Source organism: Campylobacter showae CSUNSWCD (genome assembly GCF_000313615.1).
GTDB classification, from domain to species: domain Bacteria; phylum Campylobacterota; class Campylobacteria; order Campylobacterales; family Campylobacteraceae; genus Campylobacter_A; species Campylobacter_A showae_A.
On the sequence record NZ_AMZQ01000005.1, the window covers coordinates 49,233 to 66,149 of the forward strand.

Here is a 16,917-nt window from a genome sequence, read left to right on the forward strand (position 1 = left end):
TATCGGTGCGACAAATGTCGTTATAGTCATAAATGTAGCGTATTTTTTGACTATTTTTTTACACTCATTTTGCTTTTGCGTTACGGCAGCGATGGCTTCTTTTATTTTTTGATTTCTCATTCGTAAAAAACTCGGTTTAGATAAAGACCATTTGGCGGTGCGGGGATTCGCGTGAGCGGCTTTTGCTCGTGGATAGCTTGGCGCAAAAGCTCTTTTGCTTTGAGGAAATTTGCATCGCAGCAGTTGTTTGCGACTTTGTTTAAATTTGAGTTTTTAGCGTCAAATTTTGAAGCGACGCACTCTGCACGTTCGGCGGTTAAATTTGCATTATTTTCAAATTTCGCCAAATTTACGCTTTCGTGACTTTTTGTCAGGATATTATCGTGGCTTTTTTTGTTTAAATTTGTGTCCAAATTTGCCACCTCTGCGCGCTCAAATTTAAACTCCTGCGCCTGCATTTGTCTAAATTTACCGCTTTTAGCAAGCTCAAGCGCCTTTAAAACGCTAGCGACCATGAGGCGAACCTGGGCGCGCAAAAAGCCGTTTGCTTTAAAAACGATAATCGTTCGTTCGCCGCGCTCGTAGCAAAAGGCCTTTGAAACGTGCCGCACCGGGCTTTTGATGTCGCTACCGAGCTTCATAAACGCACTAAAATCGTGCTCTCCGACAAAAAGCGCGAGTAGTTCGTTTGCTAAATTCAGGTCAAATTTGGGTAAAAAAGTCTCGTAAGGCGACAAAAAAGGCGAAAACTCGCCGTGATTGATGACGTATCGATATGCACGCACGGTAGCGTCGTATCGCGGATGAAAGTCGTCTTTAACGCTGCTTATAAATTTGACATGAATGGCCGGATGAGCGTGGCGGTTGATGAGAGCTTTTAGACGCGTAAAGTCTTTAAAATGCTCGCCGCACTCCACGCAGGCGACTTGATTGTTTGCGTGCACGCCCTTGTCTGTGCGCGAGCTGGAGATTATCTTGCTAAAAATACCCACGTGCGCTAGAGCCACACCCAGAGCGTCCTCGACGCCGTTTTCGTGCGGCTGGGTCTGCGAGCCCTGAAATTTCGACCCGTCGTAGCTAAAAACGAGTTTAAGCCGCACTTAGTATCTTTTTAAAATTTTAGCCCTAAAGCTAAAAATCGAGGCGATAAAAAATAGCGAAAATATCGCCGCAATCGCGATAAAAACGCGCGAACTAAAGAGCATAATGAGTGTAAAATACCCGAATAGTACGCCAAATATCCCAAAATACACAAAGCCCTTTTCGTAGCGGTAGGTCACAATACCTAGGCTCAAAGCAAAAAGCGTCGTCGCTAGTGGGAAAAGTGCTATGAGAACGTAGGTTGCGAAGTCTTTGGCGCGCTTTTTATCCTCGCTCATCGCTTGCCAATACTGTACAAACGACTTCGTCTGCGCGACGCTGTCCTCTTGGGCGGTGCTGATTTTCATCGTGCCAAAGTCGGTTTTATGCCACGAGGCGTCTCTTATATCGTAAATTTTGCCCTCCGATAGCGTAAACTCAAGCACAGCGTTGTTGTTGGTTAGGCGAGCGTTTTTAGCAAGGACGAATCGGTGCGCGTCTTCTTTTGGTGAATAAAGCGTCACACCCTCATAAAGAGTGCCGTTCTCGTCGTTTTTTTCGTTTTGAATAAAGACCATCCAGTCGGAAAATTTTTGCCCAAATTCGGTTGTTTTTAAATTTAGCTTGGCGACGGTTTTTTTGTACGAGACGAAATTTGAGTTTAGCTCTGCGGCCGTAGGGATCAGCACTATCGCGGTGACGATTAAAAAGGCCGAAACCGCGCCGCTAACGATGAGGAAAAATTTAGCGATCCTAACGGGCGAATATCCGAGCGTAAAAAGCACGATGCTCTCGTTTTCGCGCGAAAGTCTGAAAAACATGAGCGCAAGCGATGCGAAAAACGCGATAGGTACGGTAAAAAGCAGCACTCTAGGCAGCATAAACATATAAAGTTTAAAAAGCTCTATAAAGGTGATCTCGATGTACGACGTGATGCGCGCTATCTGGATAAAAAACACGATCGACATGATGAGAAAAAGCGTCGCAAATAGCGATGCAAACGTACTTAGGAAGTTTGAGAAAAGATAACGCGCTGTCCTATCCATAAATCAGTCCCAATATGTAGATAAATTGCTCCTTAAACGCGTAAACGATGAGCGTAGCAAGGCTTAAAAACGGCACGAAAGGCAGCTCGTATCCGTACTTTCGCACTATGAGATATGCAGGCAGCGTCAGTAGCGCCGAGACATAGATCGCCATGAGGCCAAGCTTGATGCCCAAGATCGCGCCCATAACGCCCGCTATAAAAATATCCGCAGAGCCCATGGCTTCGCGCTTGAGAGCCAGACTGACGACCGCGCGAAGTAGCCAAAATGCAAACATAAAAATCGCAGCGTTTATAAACGAATCAAATGCAAATAAAAGCCCATCCGAGTCAAAAGAGGCAGGTAGATTAAAGCCGTAAAGCAGCGAAAATGCGACGCTGGCAAAAAGTAACGGATCCGGAACGGCTTTGTAGCGAAAGTCGATCAGGCTAAGCGCTAGCAGCAAGATAAAGCAGATACCAAGCATCGCCGCCTTGAAAATAGCGGCGTAAAAGCCGTCCGTAAAAGGCTCAAGTCCGTGCATCTCAACGCAATACGCAAGCACGCAAAGCAGGCCGCTAGCAAGCTCAACCAAAGGATACTGAAAGCTGATTTTTTCGCCGCAAAACGCGCACTTGCCGCGCAAAAACAGCCACGCAAAAATCGGGATGTTATGATACGGTTTTAGCGGTGTTTTGCAGCTTTGGCAGTGCGAAGCGGGAAAATTTACGCTCTCGCCGCGCGGCATGCGGTAGATCAGGACGTTGCTAAAGCTGCCTACTACGGCGCCCAAGATAAAAAATAATAAAATAAAAAATACAACGGCGAAAATCATAACTCTCCTAATTTAATTTATAATGCATTTGGCTGCTGCGATTGTTTTGAGCTAGCGGCGACGTTTTTAAGCAATATTTGCGCAAATTTGCCGCGCTGATTTGAACTAAAATTTGACTAGTTTTAGCGCCTCAAAAAGCATAAAACACAAAATTTAAAGGCGATTTTAGCGAAATATTGCCTTGAATGATTTTAAATTTAAAGATTTCGGCTCAAAATTTATGGAAAACGGCGTTGCGGCAAGATTTTTATTTATCAAATTTAAAAAGCTTTTTGTCGCAAGCGGATAAACAAAAACGACGTAAATTTAACAAGACGACGCCAGTTAAAAATGTCAAATTTAAAGTCCGCCAAACCTTCTATCTTTTTTCTTAAACTTAGCCGTTATCAAGGCTAGCTCCTCGCGCGTAAAATCGGGCCAAAGCGTGGGCGTAAAGGCAAGCTCGGCGTAGCTAGCTTGCCAAAGCATGAAATTTGACAGTCTCTGCTCGCCGCCGGTGCGCACGAGAAGGTCGATGGGTGCGGGCTCATCGAGGCACTCTTGCAAGCTATCTTCGCTCAAATTTTGAGCTAGGTTTTTGGCGTCAAATTTGCCACCGTTTTTTTCGCAAAATCTCCTAAAAGCTCTTAAAATTTCATCTTTTGCGCCGTAGTTTAGGGCTAAATTTAGCTTTAGCCGCGAGTTTTGCGCGGTCGCGTTTTTGATATCATTTATCTCGCTTTTTAGCTTATCGCTTAGCGGGCTTTCGTCGCCTATGACGTTAAATTTGATGCCATTTTTGATAAAGCTCTCGCGTTTTGAGAGTAAAAATTTATGTAAAAGCTCCATCAAAAACGCCACTTCACTCTTTGGGCGCTTCCAGTTTTCGGTGCTAAATGCATAAAGGCTCAGCACAGCCACGCCCTCGTCGATGCAAAACTCGCACATTTGCTCCACGACGTTTGCGCCCGTTTCGTGCCCTTTGGTGCGTAGCAAACCGCGGCGCTTAGCCCATCTGCCGTTGCCGTCCATGATGATCGCGAGGTGATTTAGCTCGTTCATTTTATCCCTTAAAATCAATTATTTTTCCGCTTGGATCAAAGAAAGCGGCGATGTTTTGAGTCGTTTGCACTTCGCTGCTAAACTCGTCCCGCAAGAGCCTGGCAACCTTGTCAAACGGCGTTTGAGCATTGATTATTTGAGCGCCTTTTAGTGTAAAAATAATCGGAGAGAAATTTGAAAAAACAAGGTAAATTTGACTCGTTTTAGCGCCGTCAAATTTCATCTGAAAAACGCCTTTTACACCGTTATAAACAAACGAAATATTAATGATGTTTTTTTGTAGCGCAAGCAGCATTTGAGCTAGATTTTCAAAGGTTTCTCGCGAGTCTGCCGCGCTAAGACCGTTAAATATATATTCATAAAACCAGTTTAAATCTGGCTCGCTTATCAGTCTTTCTATGAGTGCCAGCCCGTCAGGCGCGGCGTAGGCTAAACTTGGCTTTTTAAAGAGATTTCTTATCACGATATTTTCGGTGCCGCTTGCGATCTCGCCCCAGTATTCACCCTCCACGTCGAGGCTTTTCATGCTTTTGGTGCTTAGGATTTTGTTGCCCATTTTGAGATTGTATCGATTGTAGCCCGTCTTTTGCGCGACTTTGATACTGATGGGCAGGCTCGCGTTTAGAGCCGTGCCTGCGCCGCCGCTTGCGATTTTTTGCACTCGTGAGACGGGATTTATCATAGCTTGGTTGCTAAATTTACGATTTGCCGCGCCGCGTCCTCTTTGGATGTTAGCGCGATATTTTGCGCGTCATGGCGCGTGATAAAGGTTATTTGCGTGCTATCCGAGCCGAAATTTATATCGCCGCCAAGCACGTTTAGGCAAACGGCGTCAAGGCTCTTTTTCTCAAGCATATTTTTTGCGTTTTGTATAGCGTTTGCGGCGTCCATTTCCATTTTAAAGCCGATTTTTTTTACGTTTTTAAAATCCGCCAAAGAGGCCAAAACGTCATCGTTTTGAGCGAGCTCCAACGTCCAAATTTCGCCTAAATTTTGCTTTTTTAGCTTGCCTTCAAATTTGGTTTTTGGGGTGTAGTCGCTAACCGCAGCAGTCATCGCGAGTAAATTTGCGTCCGTCAAATTTGCGTGTAGCAGCTCTTTTAGCTCCGCCGAGCTTTGAAATTTTAGCGTTTTATAAGGAGCGTTTGCTGTCTCAAAGCTAGCTATCAGCGTCACGTCCGCGCCCGCGTAGTAAAATGCGTTGGCAAGCGCTCGCGACATCTTGCCACTAGAAAAATTCGTGATCGCCCGCACGTCGTCGATCTTTTCGCTCGTAGCGCCACCCGTTACGATCACCTTTTGTCCTTTAAATTTTGGCTCCGTTAGCATTCTTTTTGTTTCGTAGATGATCGTAGAAACGTCTGCCAGCGCGCCTTTACCCATGTCGCCGCATGCTAGGATTTTTTCTACCGGCTCGATAAAACTCGCGCCGTTTTCCGCTAAAAACTCGAAATTTTTGCGTGTGGCGAAGTGATTTATCATTTTGTCGTTGGCCGCTGGCGCGATGAGTAGGGGAGCCGGGCTAGCGATCAGAGTCTGCATAAATACGTTGTCGCAAATGCCGCTTGCAAGCTTGTTTATCGTATTTACGCTCGCGGGCGCGATGAGGATTAGATCGGTTTTGGCGTAGGCGATGTGATTTAGTCCGTCCTGCCAACTCTCCGTGCGCGAGGTTAAAATTTTATGCTCGCACAGCGCTTCAAAGCCCGCTTCCGAGCAAAATTTGAGCGCTCCTTCGCTAAGCATAACCCGCACGTCCGCGCCCTCTTTTTTTAGCGCGGATAAAATTTCATAAGCTTTATAAAACGCGATACTGCCGCAAACCGCGAGCAAAATTTTTTTATTTTTTAGCATTTTCGTCGCTTTTCGCGTCGTTAAAAAATTTATAAAAAAAGCCTTCTTTATTTACCTGTTTCGTGCGGCTGATGGCTAGCGCGCCGCTTGGTACGTCGCTAGTTACGGTGCTTCCCGCCGCGATTAGCACGTCGTCGCCGACTTTTACGGGAGCTACTAGCTGCGTGTCCGAGCCGATAAAGACGTTTTTGCCGATTATAGTTTTATGTTTGGCTTTGCCGTCGTAGTTGCACGTGATCGTGCCGCAGCCTACGTTTGAGCCAGGGCCTATCTCGCAGTCGCCCAGATAGCTTAAGTGGCCTGCTTTAACGCCGTTTAGCCTGGCTGCCTTTAGCTCGACGAAGTTTCCTATGTGGGTGTTTTTGATCTCGCATTTTGGGCGCAGGTGCGCTAGAGGGCCTATGTTGGAGTCCTCGATGACGGAGTTTTCTACGACTGAGCCGCTTTTGATGACGGAGTTTTTGATTACGCACTCTCCGATGACACTTACGTTTTCTTCAATGACGCATTCGCCTTCAAATTTGGCTCTAGAGTCGATGTAAATGCTATTTGGTAGCCGCATTAGCACGCCGCTTTTCATCAAATTTTTCTTGATCTCGTCCTGCATCAAATTTTGGGCGATACTAAGCTGAAATTTATCGTTTATACCCATGAAATTTTGCTCTTCGACGTTGATTGCCCAGCATTTTAGACCGCGCTCGTTTGCGATTTTGATCGCGTCGGTTAGGTAAAATTCTTTCTGCGAGTTTTCGTTGCCGATGAGAGGCAAAATCTCGCGCAAAACTTCGCTTTTAAAGCAGTAGCAGCCGGCGTTTGCGCTTTTTATCATTTTTTGCGTCTCGGTTGCGTCTTTTTGCTCTACGATGGCCTCTACTTTGCCGTTATTTATGATCACGCGGCCGTAGCCGTACGGATCTGCCGCCTCAAAAACGCTAAGAGCAATGTCTGCGTTTCCCGCGCTTAGGCGGATTAGGTCGTTGGTTTTGATAAGCGGCATATCTCCGCACAAAATCAGCGTTTTTTCGCTATTTAGCGGGATGTTTTTTAGCGCGCCCGCAGTGCCCGGGAAATCCTTTAAATTTTGCTCGTAAATTTTAGTTTGAGGGAAAATCTCTTTGATTTTGGCTCCTACTAGCTCTTTTTGATAGCTCAAAACTACGCTCACGTCGCTACTGATCTCGTAAGCTTTGCGCAAAATATGGATAATCATCGGCTCTCCGCAAAGCTCGAAAAGCACCTTTGGTTTGGTTGATTTCATCCTCGTGCCAAGCCCCGCGGCAAGCACCACTACGCCGATATCGCTCATCTTTTTTCCTTATTTAAATTTGAGCGATTTTATCTCAAATTTGCTAAATGCGCGATTAATGCTTTTTGGACTTAACAATTTCTTAAGTATTAATCAATATAATCACGAGTTTTAAAAATAATCAAAATCAAAATATAAAGGATGCGGCTTGCTTTCGTTTGTTAGAAAACTCTTAAGAAGAAATCAATTTTTGTTTAACCTTCACCTGATTTTATCGATTATTTTTGCCGTTCCGCTACTCGTTATCGGCGTTACGGGAGCGATTTTATCGTATCAGCACGAACTTGAGGAGCTTATAAATTTAAACGCCGCCAAGGTCGAAAAAACCGGTGAAATGCTAAGCGTTGAGAAAATCTTGCAAAGCTTTAGCGAGCAAACGGGCGTTAAGCAGCCAGCAAGGCTCGTGCTACCAAAAAGCGAAAACGAAGCGATCAAAATTTATGCTAGCAATAGCGATGCTTATCTGGTCGATCCATATACCGCGCAGATCATCGGCAAGGACTACGGAGTCGCCTTCGTGCGCGTGGCGATGTCGCTGCACCGAAATTTGGGCCTTGCGCTAACTGGAAATAAAACCGCGGGCGAAGTGGGCAAGCAGATCGTGGGCGCTAGTACGGTTGCGATGATAGTGCTCGTGATAAGCGGCGTTTGGCTGCATTTTCCTAGGCTAAAACGTAAATTTGCCGAGGCGGTGAAGCCAAATTTTAAACTCAAAAAATACGCCCTTTTTCATAACCTGCACACGAGTTTTGGCGTCCTAAGCGCAGCGATCTATCTCATCATCTGCTTAACAGGGCTCATGTGGTCGTATCGCTGGTATAACGGCGCTGTGACGGGGGTTTTTGTTAGCGAGCAAAATTTGCCAAAAGAGACCGCGCAAAAAGACGGAGCGCCCGCAAAAGCAGAGGGTAAAAAGAGCGCCGAGTATAAATTTAGCGATGTGCAGAAGGCTTATGAGATATTTAGATCAAGCGGCATAGAGTATAAGGAATTTAGCCTGATGCTCGCGGCCGGAGATAAGATAAACGTCAGATACTACGAACCTGACGCGCCAAACACCGCTCGTCCGAAAATGACCGCCGTGAACGTAAAAGATGGCAAGATGGCCGAGCAAAAGCAAACTGAGGGCATAACCGTAGGCATGGTAAAGAGCACGAACTATCAGCTGCATACGGGATATTTTTTTGGGATTGCGGGTAAAATTTTGTGGTCGGTCGTTTCGCTTTTGATGGCGCTATTTATCTTTAGCGGCTTTTATATGACGGCAAAAAGGGCGTTTAAGCCGAAAAAGGCCTAGTTAAATTTGCCCTTTACGCGTGCGAGCTATAAATTTATCAAAATTTGCCCTCGCCGCAAGACGCTGCCTTTTGTTTTTGTTTAAAATTTTGCTTCGCTTTTTAAATCAAATTTTAGTAAAAGCAAGCATTCAAAATTTGGTCAAGAAAAGTGCCAAAAAACGAAATTTGAACAAAAATACAAAATTTGAAAAAATTTATGCCGATTTGGAACGCCTTTTGCAAAAAGCTAATCTAAATTTAACTGTTTTTTCAACTAAAAAAAACTAAAATACAAACTAAAATTTTTAAATAGAAAGTTGCAAGATGGATTTAGGTAGCCTCGTCGGTTGGATAGTTATTATGGTGCTTTTGCTAGGTTCCATGCAGATGGGCGTCGGAATCGGAGCTTACATCGATATTCCCTCTGTTTTGATCGTTTTTGGCGGTACGATTTGCGCGCTGATGATCGGCTTTAAGATGGAGCAGATAAAAAAGCTAGGCACGTTTTACGGCATCGCGGTAAAGCCAAAGACCTACAATCTCCCAGAAATAGTAAAAAAAATGGTCGAATACTCCACAAAAGCTCGCCGCGACGGTATCTTGGCGCTTGAGAGCGATGCAAATAACGAAACCGATCCGTTTCTAAAAAAAGGCCTATCTATGGCGGTTGACGGCAATGAACCAGACGCCATCAGAACGCTACTTGAGATAGATATGGAGCAGTCTAGCTCGAGGCATGGCGATAATATCAAAATTTTCGAACAAATCGCGGGTTTTGCGGGCTCGATGGGTATGATCGGTACGCTCATCGGCCTGGTTGCGATGCTTATGAACATGTCAGATCCCTCAGCTATCGGTCCTTCGATGGCGGTCGCGCTCATCACGACGCTTTACGGCGCGATGATAGGAAACATCCTTGGCTCGCCCGTGGCAAATATCCTAAGCATCCGCGACAAGGACGAAGGCACGGCGAAAGTGCTGATGCTAGAGGGCATAATGGCGATCCAGGCGGGCGACAACCCTAGGACGCTCGAGATGAAGCTGCTATCGTTTTTACCGCCTAAAGACCGCGTCAGTCAGTTTGATAAGTAGAAAAAATGGCTAAAAAGTTAATCGATCCAAGCGACTGCCCCAAATGCTTGCCCGAGTGGCTCGCGGCGTTTGGCGACTTGATGTCGCTGTTGCTTTGCTTTTTCGTACTGCTTCTTTCTATGAGTACGATGGACGCAAAAAAGCTAGAAGCTGCGATCGGCTCGCTAAGCGGTGCTTTGGGTGTGCTTGAGGGCGGCACAAAACCCGACGTCAGCGCCGAGCAAAACCAAGATGATCACGCCACCTCAAATAAAGAACGCACGGGCGTAAAGTCAAATTTCGAGCAGACGCTACGCTCTATCAACGAGCTTTTGCACGCTAGCGGCTCGCCTGAGGTTACGTTTGAGGAGAGCGAGAGCGGATTTGTGATCAGGCTACCTGCAAATTTACTCTTTGCAAAAGATAGTGCCCAGCTGCAAAACGACGACGCACTGCTGTTTTTAAAACGTATCGCGATGGTGATAGCCAAGCTACCGCCAGATGTCGTAGCAAACGTGATCGGACATACCGACAGCGAGCAGCCGGGCTCTGCCGAGTTTAAAGACAACTGGCAACTATCATCGGCTAGAGCTATCAGCGTGGTTAGCGAGCTCATCAAAGACGGAGTTGATCCTAAAAAGCTAACTGCATCCGCAAAGGCTGAATTTGAGCCGTTTGCAACGAATTTTACCGAGCAGGGCAGGGAGAAAAACCGCAGAGTCGAGATACACTTCGTTTCGTTAAATTTAGACGACAAAGCCAAAACGCAAAAAAGCATACTGGACGCGCAGGAGTAAATTTGAAAAAACTGACGTTTTTGCTGTTTTTTATCTTTGCGGCGGTCGCGATCGGCGAGGATAACGTCACTATCCCGACCGTAAATCTCAGCCTAAGCGCGCCCACTACGCCCACCCAGCTAGTTAGCTCGCTAAACGTCCTACTCGTCTTAACCGTCCTCACGCTAGCTCCTTCGCTAGTTTTTATGATGACGAGCTTTTTGCGGCTCATTATCGTTTTTTCGTTCTTACGTCAAGCGATGGGCACGCAGCAGATGCCGCCTTCTACGGTGCTTATTAGCCTTGCGATGGTACTTACGTTTTTTATCATGGAGCCTGTGGGCAAGCAAGCCTACGAAGCGGGCGTGCAGCCGTATCTCAGCGAACAAATCGGCTATCAAGAGGCATTTGAGCGCGGCGTGAAGCCGTTTCGCGAGTTTATGATAAAAAATACGCGAGAGAAGGACCTAGCGCTATTTTTACGCATCAGAAATATGCCAAACCCGCAAAGCTTCGACGATATTCCGCTCACGGTCGTGATGAGCGCGTTTATGATCAGCGAGATGAAAACGGCGTTTGAGATAGCGTTTTTGCTCTATCTGCCATTTTTAGTCATCGATATGGTCGTTAGCTCCGTGCTCATGGCGATGGGCATGATGATGCTACCGCCGACGATGATTTCACTACCGTTTAAGCTACTTATTTTCGTGCTCGTCGACGGGTGGAATTTGCTCGTCATGAATCTCGTTAAAAGCTTTCATTAGGTTTTTTGTCGCTATAATCTTAAAAAAGCTCCGCGCGCCGCTTAAATTTTCATTTTATTTTACCTACGGCGCCAGACTTCAGACGGCGCAAACCCGCTCAAATTTAGCCCGCGCCGCCCAGAGCTAATAGGGAAGGCTTTAGATGAAAAAAGTTTATATATTTTTGAGTTTTTGCGTTTTTTTAGGCGGATCGGAGGTTAAATTTGACGGAAATTTACACGAGCTGATTTTGGCCGCACAGAGCTCAAATTTGGCTCAAATCTCAAACTACGAACCGCAAAAAGCGCAGCTGCAAAAAGATGCCGTAAAAAGCGCATATATGCCAAGCCTTACGGTTGAGGGCGGATACAGCTTTTTAAGCGGCGACATAAACGTCCTGCGCCCGCAAAGAGCCGCCACGGCAAGGGCGATTTTGGAGCTTGCAGTTTATGACGGCGGCAAGCGCGAAGCCCTTCTAAGCTCGCTTTCGCATCTTGGCGCGGCTGAGATTTTAAAAAACGAGGATTATCAAAACCTGCTCGCGTTTAACGCGACCAAGCTTTATTTTAGCTTTTTGTCGCTGGGTGAGCTCGCGACCGCAAAAGAAGGCGAGATAAACTATCTAAAAAACGCGCTAAATAGGTTGGAAAAATACTACCGCGCGGGACTTAGCGACGAGAGCGAGTATGAAGCGGTAAACGCTAGATACGCCATGGCGCTAGCCGAACGCCTCGAAATCACGCAAAATCAAAACGAGATAAAAAATCAAATTTACGCGCTAACGGGCAGAGATATAGAGCCTGTGGCTGGCTCTAGGATCGCGTTTGCAGACGACGACTTCGCACCGCAAAAAAGCGCAAAGCCAGAGCTTGAGGCGCTTAGGCTAAATTTCGCCGCGGCTTTGGAGGATGAAAAAATAACCGCGTCCGAGACGAACCCGCAAATTTTCATCAAAAACACCTACACCTTTATGCGCACTCACTACGATAGAAATTTGCTGCCGGCACATTATAGAAGCGTGCTGGAGCCCTATTTTGACGACTTTTTTAAGCCGAATTTAAACACCAACGAGCTGATTTTGGGCTTTAGCTGGAAGGCGTTTGATTTTGGCGCGAACAAAAAGCGGCGTGAGATAAAGCGCATAAACGCGCTGCAAGCGAAGCTAAATTTGGATCAAAAGCGATTGCAAAATGAGCTAAATTTGACGAATATCAAAAACGATCTAAAGACGCTCGAGCAAAAGATCGCCGCAGGCGAAAGCGCGGTAAATTCGGCGCAAACCTCGCTAAAAGCCGTCAGTAAAAAGTACGAGGCTGGACTGCTTGGATACGTCGAGTTTTTAAACGCGACCGCGCAGAGCTTTAGTGCAGGCAGCGCGCTGGAGCTAAGCAAGAGTAAATTTGAGATCAAAAAGGCGGAGTATCTGTATGAACGCGGCGGCAAGATCGCCGAAAATATCGAAAAAACGGAGCGCAAATGAATAAAATTTTACTTTTTTTACTGAGTGCGGCGGTTGCGCTTTGCGCGCAGGATAAAATTTACGCGAGCTTTGACGTCACGGCCGCAAAAGACGCGCAGCTCGCGCTAAAGGCCGTGGGTATCATAAAGACCGTAAACGTAGAAATAGGCTCCGCGGTAAAGCGTGGCGACGTGCTGCTAGAGCTTGAAAACGAGAGCGAAAAGCTAGCCGTCAAGCTCGCTCAAAACGACCTAGAGAGCGCGCAGACGGCAAAAGCCCACGCAAAAAGCGTGCTGGATAAATTTAAGCTTGTTCAAAGCGTGAGCTCCAAGCAGACTTTTGAAAATGCGGAATTTGATTTTAAAAACGCGGCGCTAGCCGAAAACAGGGCGCATCTGGCGCTAAATTTGGCGCAAAAACGGCTCGAAGACACGCGGCTACTCGCGCCTTTTGACGGGACGATCTCGAGCAAGAGCATCGAGGTCGGCGAGGGCGTGGGCGGCGTAGCGCAAAAGCTGATGTCTATATTTTCCTATCCAGAGGTTAAGCTCAAGCTTAGCTTTGATGAGAAATTTAAAGACCGCGTAAAAATAGGTAGCGAATTCGTCTATAAAATAGACGGCGAAAATGAGGAAAGACGCGGTAAAATCAGCCTCATCTACCCGACTATCGACACGAAAAACGGCAAAATTTACGCCGAAGTGCAGGCGCGAAATTTGACGCCTGGGCTTTTTGGCGAGGGATATATCGTCCCAGACTCGCAGGTTGAAACGGAAGCCGAGCCTAAAAAAGAGGACGCAAATAAAACATTTGGGCTTAAATTTGACGGCTTTAAAAACGGCGGGCTTGCGAGCGCGAAATTTGACGCAGAAAAAACTAGCCTTGGCGTAGCTTGGTTTTCAAATTTGACGCTGCAAACAAAATGCAAGGTAAATTTGAGCTCAAATTTAGCGAATGTAGTTAAATTTGACGCCGTCGCGAAAAAAGCAAATTTGATGAAAGAGGCGGACGACGGATTAAATTTAGCGCACAAAAAAGGCGACATAAATTTAAACGCCGAATTTAACTTGGCGAAAATTTTGCTCACCGCTAAATTCCAAACGCTTTTTGCAAAGCAGGGCGGACGGGTAAATTTGACGCAAAAGCCCGTTTTAGCGAAGGCGCGAAATGTATAAACTAGCCATAAATCGCCCGATTACGACGCTGATGTTTTTCATCGCGCTCGTATTTTTCGGCGCGATGTCGCTTCTTAGGATGCCGGTAAATCTCTTTCCCGAGGTCGTCATCCCGCTGATTAAGATCACGACCTACGCACCGGGCGACATGAGCCTCATCGAGAGCAGGGTCACTAAAAAGATCGAGGACGAGGTCTCGACGATAGACGGTATCAAAAAGATTAGGTCTTATACATTTAACAACCTCAGCATCGTCACGGTCGAGTTTAATCTCAAGAAAAACATCGACGTTGCCGCAAACGACGTGCGCGACAAGGTCGCAAAGGCAAAGCTGGACGTCCAGCCCGAGATAGAAAAAATCAACAGCGACAGCGGCAAGGTGGCGAGCTTTTTTGTTAGCCGAAAGGACGAAAATTTAACCGCGCTCATGCAAACGGTAAAAGACGAAGCAAAGCCGTTTTTACAGCGCGTAAAAGGCGTGGGCAAGGTCGATGACAAGGGCTTTTTGGAGCCTGAGATTAAAATTTACCTAGATCCGTTTAAGCTCGATAAATACGCCCTAACCGCGGCCTCGGTCATAAATATAATCAAATCACAAAATTTAAAAGCGCCTTTAGGAAAGCTGGAAAACAGCAAGTTTGAGATATTTTTAAAGAGCGAATTTGACGCTAAAAGCGTGCAGGAGCTAGAGGAGATACGCCTGCAAAAAGATGTGTTTTTAAAAGACGTCGCGCGCATAGAGCTATCTCATCACGACACCGACGCCGTAGCGATGTATAACGGCAAGCGCGGAGTGCTACTCGACGCTATAAAAGTAAGCGGCGCAAACACTATCGAGACGATAGACGCGCTCAAGGCTAAAACGGACGATCTAGCGGCAAGACTAGGCGAGAACTACGAAGTAGAGCGGGTTTATGAAAAGAGCGAAAGCATCCTAAAGCACATAAATCAGGTCAAATTTGACATGATGCTGGGCGTCGCGCTCACGGTCGTCATCGTCTTTTTCTTTTTGCGAAGCTTTAGCGCGACCATCATAGCCGCGCTCGCGATCCCAGCTAGTATCGTGGGGACGTTTTTTATCATCGACGTTTTGGGCTTTGATCTAAACCGCCTCACGCTGCTGGCTCTCACGCTTGGTATCGGTATATTTATCGACGATGCGATCGTGGTCGTGGAAAATATCTCCAAAAAGATGCAAGAGGGCGATAGCAATCCGCTAAAAGCTAGCTTTGAGGGCGTGCGCGAGATCGCCTTTAGCGTGCTTAGTATTAGCGCGGTGCTGCTTTGCGTGTTTGTGCCGATTGCCTTTATGGAGGGCATCATTGGGCAGTATTTTAACTCCTTTGGCATGAGCGTGAGCGGCGGTATCGTGGTGTCGTTTTTGGTTTGCATTATGCTGATACCTAGCCTCGCGGCGAGGTTTTTGAGTGAGGGCGAGAGTAAATTTTACCGCGTGACGGAGCCATTTTTTGAGGCGCTTGAGAGCGGTTATGAGCGGCTTTTGAAGCTTATTTTGAGGTTTAAAACTGCGTTTGTTATACTCACTTTGGGCGTGCTGGCTCTTTGTATGAGCCTAGCCGGCAAGGTCGGCATGGACTTTTTACCCGTCGAGGACGAGGGCCAGTTTGAGATATTTTTAAAAGCAAGCCCGGGTATCTCGGTCGAAGCTATGAGCGCGAGAGCTAGCGAGGTCGTGCGCGAGGTAGATAGCGATCCGCGCGTCGAGTACTCCTATATGATCGCTGGCTACACGGACTCAAAGGACGCGTACAAGGCTAAAATTTACGTCCGCTTAAAGGGCTTTGAGTCGCGAAAAGAGCGCCAAACGCAGATAATGGACGAGTATAGAAAAAAGCTTAAATTTGACGATCTCTCGGTCAAGGTTCTGCAGATACCATACGTCGATACGGGCAGCGACAGCGAGCCGGTGCAACTAACGATCACGGGAGATAGCCTAGAAAAGCTAGACGAAATCCTGCCAAAAGCCATCGCCATGGTGCGCGCGATAGAGGGTACGACGGATGTGGGCAGCGATAACGAAGACAAGATAAACGAGCTGCAAATCAGCGTAAACAAAGACAAGGCCAAGCGCCTAAGCGTCGATCCTAGCGCGGTCGCGCAGGTGATATATGCGTCCTTTGGGCAAAATAGGCTAGGTAGCTTTGATAACGGCGACGCGCAGTACGATATGATACTGAGGTTTGACGACGAGTACCGCAAGGACGTGCAGGCGCTACAAAAACTAAAGATCAAAAACGCCCACGGCGAGAGTATAAGCCTAAGCGCGGTGGCGGAGTTTAAGACGAGCAAGACCTTTTCTGTGATAAACCGCTTTAACAAACAACGTCAGATCAGGATCGTCGCAAACGTAGATAACGTCCCGCTAGGTGCCGTGCAAAAGGGTATCGACGAAAATATCGGTCAAATTTTGCCTGAGGGCTATGACTACGTGATGACGGGCTTTATCGAGATGATGAACGACACGAACGCGGCCTTTGTCTTTACGATCAGCCTTAGCGTCGTGCTCATCTATATGATCCTAGCCGCGCTTTACGAGAGTTTTATTTTGCCGCTCATCATCATGATCTCGATGCCGCTTGCCTTTGGCGGCGTAGCGGTCGGGCTGTATCTTAGCGGCAACTCGTTTAGCTTGTTCGTCATGGTCGGCGCGATCTTGCTTTTTGGTATGGTGGGTAAAAATGCGATTTTGGTCGTGGATTTCGCCAATCGCTACGCAAACGAGGGCGTGGAGCTAAACGAAGCCATTGTGCGCGCGGGCGTTAAGAGGCTACGAGCGATACTGATGACTACTTTTGCGATGATATTTGCGATGCTGCCGCTAGCGCTTAGTAGGGGTGCTGGGTACGAGGGCAACTCCCCGATGGCGATCTCGGTGATCTCGGGGCTTATTAGCTCGACACTGCTAACGCTACTTGTTGTGCCTGCACTCTTTGGTGCGGTATATAAGATAGATAAATTTGTGAGTAAAATTTATAAAAGGGAGGAAATTTAGGGCCCAAATTTGAGCTTGCCTTGGGCGAGACCTGCGTAAAATTTGCGCTCGGCAGTTGCTCGACCGTTGGGCGCTAATTTTGCTTTGAGACCACATTAAATTGATTTCCGTAATTTAACGTAACAAATTTGTCGTTTTGCATTCGTCTGCCTCTGCTAAACCCTGTTTTTAAATATCTAGCGCAAAATATAGATTCCTTATTTATTTGATAATGGTTTTAGAAATTATTAACTTTTAAAATGTTAAAATCCGCGCCGATTTA

14 protein-coding genes are annotated in these 16,917 nt (G+C 46.7%); 7 read left to right on the top strand and 7 right to left on the bottom strand.

Features of this window, described 5'->3' with window-relative positions; genetic code table 11:
• Positions 1-116: 116 nt before the first annotated feature.
• From truA to glmU, 7 genes are all read right to left on the bottom strand, one after another.
• The gene (gene truA / locus CSUNSWCD_RS03665; RefSeq protein ID WP_009494302.1) at positions 117-1,100 is read right to left on the bottom strand and encodes a tRNA pseudouridine(38-40) synthase TruA; all 984 of its coding nucleotides are present in this window, start codon (positions 1,098-1,100) and stop codon (positions 117-119) included.
• Positions 1,101-2,126: an LptF/LptG family permease gene (locus tag CSUNSWCD_RS03670; RefSeq protein ID WP_009494303.1), complete on the bottom strand. Its 1,026-nt coding sequence runs from the start codon at positions 2,124-2,126 to the stop codon at positions 1,101-1,103.
• Entirely contained in the window at positions 2,119-2,940 is an 822-nt protein-coding gene (locus tag CSUNSWCD_RS03675; RefSeq protein WP_009494304.1) for a prepilin peptidase, read from the bottom strand. The genes CSUNSWCD_RS03670 and CSUNSWCD_RS03675 overlap by 8 nt, the downstream gene beginning before the upstream one ends.
• A gap of 339 nt (positions 2,941-3,279) precedes the next feature.
• A complete protein-coding gene (gene uppS / locus CSUNSWCD_RS03680) occupies positions 3,280-3,981 on the bottom strand; it encodes a polyprenyl diphosphate synthase (protein WP_034964309.1) in 702 nt (233 codons plus the stop codon).
• 1 nt (position 3,982) lies between these two features.
• Positions 3,983-4,642 (bottom strand): hypothetical protein, encoded by a 660-nt coding sequence (locus CSUNSWCD_RS03685; protein ID WP_167536546.1) that lies wholly within the window; start codon positions 4,640-4,642, stop codon positions 3,983-3,985.
• Positions 4,643-4,659: 17 nt separating this feature from the next.
• Positions 4,660-5,835: a bifunctional phosphopantothenoylcysteine decarboxylase/phosphopantothenate--cysteine ligase CoaBC gene (gene coaBC, locus CSUNSWCD_RS03690; RefSeq protein ID WP_009494308.1), complete on the bottom strand. Its 1,176-nt coding sequence runs from the start codon at positions 5,833-5,835 to the stop codon at positions 4,660-4,662.
• Entirely contained in the window at positions 5,822-7,141 is a 1,320-nt protein-coding gene (gene glmU / locus CSUNSWCD_RS03695) for a bifunctional UDP-N-acetylglucosamine diphosphorylase/glucosamine-1-phosphate N-acetyltransferase GlmU (RefSeq protein ID WP_009494309.1), read from the bottom strand. The genes coaBC and glmU overlap by 14 nt, the downstream gene beginning before the upstream one ends.
• 148 nt (positions 7,142-7,289) lie before the next feature.
• Here glmU and CSUNSWCD_RS03700 point away from each other — a divergent pair, with 148 nt between their 5' ends.
• The 7 genes from CSUNSWCD_RS03700 to CSUNSWCD_RS03735 all read left to right on the top strand — a co-directional run bounded on the left by CSUNSWCD_RS03700 (position 7,290) and on the right by CSUNSWCD_RS03735 (position 16,655).
• Positions 7,290-8,438: a PepSY-associated TM helix domain-containing protein gene (locus CSUNSWCD_RS03700; protein WP_009494310.1), complete on the top strand. Its 1,149-nt coding sequence runs from the start codon at positions 7,290-7,292 to the stop codon at positions 8,436-8,438.
• A gap of 304 nt (positions 8,439-8,742) precedes the next feature.
• On the top strand, positions 8,743-9,510 hold the full coding sequence (locus CSUNSWCD_RS03710; protein ID WP_009494312.1) for a motility protein A: 768 nt from the start codon (positions 8,743-8,745) through the stop codon (positions 9,508-9,510).
• A gap of 5 nt (positions 9,511-9,515) precedes the next feature.
• Entirely contained in the window at positions 9,516-10,286 is a 771-nt protein-coding gene (locus CSUNSWCD_RS03715; RefSeq protein WP_009494313.1) for an OmpA/MotB family protein, read from the top strand.
• A gap of 11 nt (positions 10,287-10,297) precedes the next feature.
• Positions 10,298-11,029: a flagellar type III secretion system pore protein FliP gene (gene fliP, locus CSUNSWCD_RS03720; protein WP_376826371.1), complete on the top strand. Its 732-nt coding sequence runs from the start codon at positions 10,298-10,300 to the stop codon at positions 11,027-11,029.
• Between the two features lie 142 nt (positions 11,030-11,171).
• Positions 11,172-12,488 (top strand): TolC family protein, encoded by a 1,317-nt coding sequence (locus CSUNSWCD_RS03725; protein WP_009494314.1) that lies wholly within the window; start codon positions 11,172-11,174, stop codon positions 12,486-12,488.
• Complete coding sequence (locus tag CSUNSWCD_RS03730; RefSeq protein WP_009494315.1) at positions 12,485-13,642, top strand: efflux RND transporter periplasmic adaptor subunit; 1,158 nt, start codon at positions 12,485-12,487, stop codon at positions 13,640-13,642. Before CSUNSWCD_RS03725 ends, CSUNSWCD_RS03730 begins: the two co-directional genes overlap by 4 nt.
• Positions 13,635-16,655, top strand: coding sequence for an efflux RND transporter permease subunit (locus CSUNSWCD_RS03735; protein ID WP_009494316.1), 3,021 nt, complete (start codon positions 13,635-13,637; stop codon positions 16,653-16,655). Before CSUNSWCD_RS03730 ends, CSUNSWCD_RS03735 begins: the two co-directional genes overlap by 8 nt.
• The last annotated feature ends 262 nt before the right edge of the window (positions 16,656-16,917 follow it).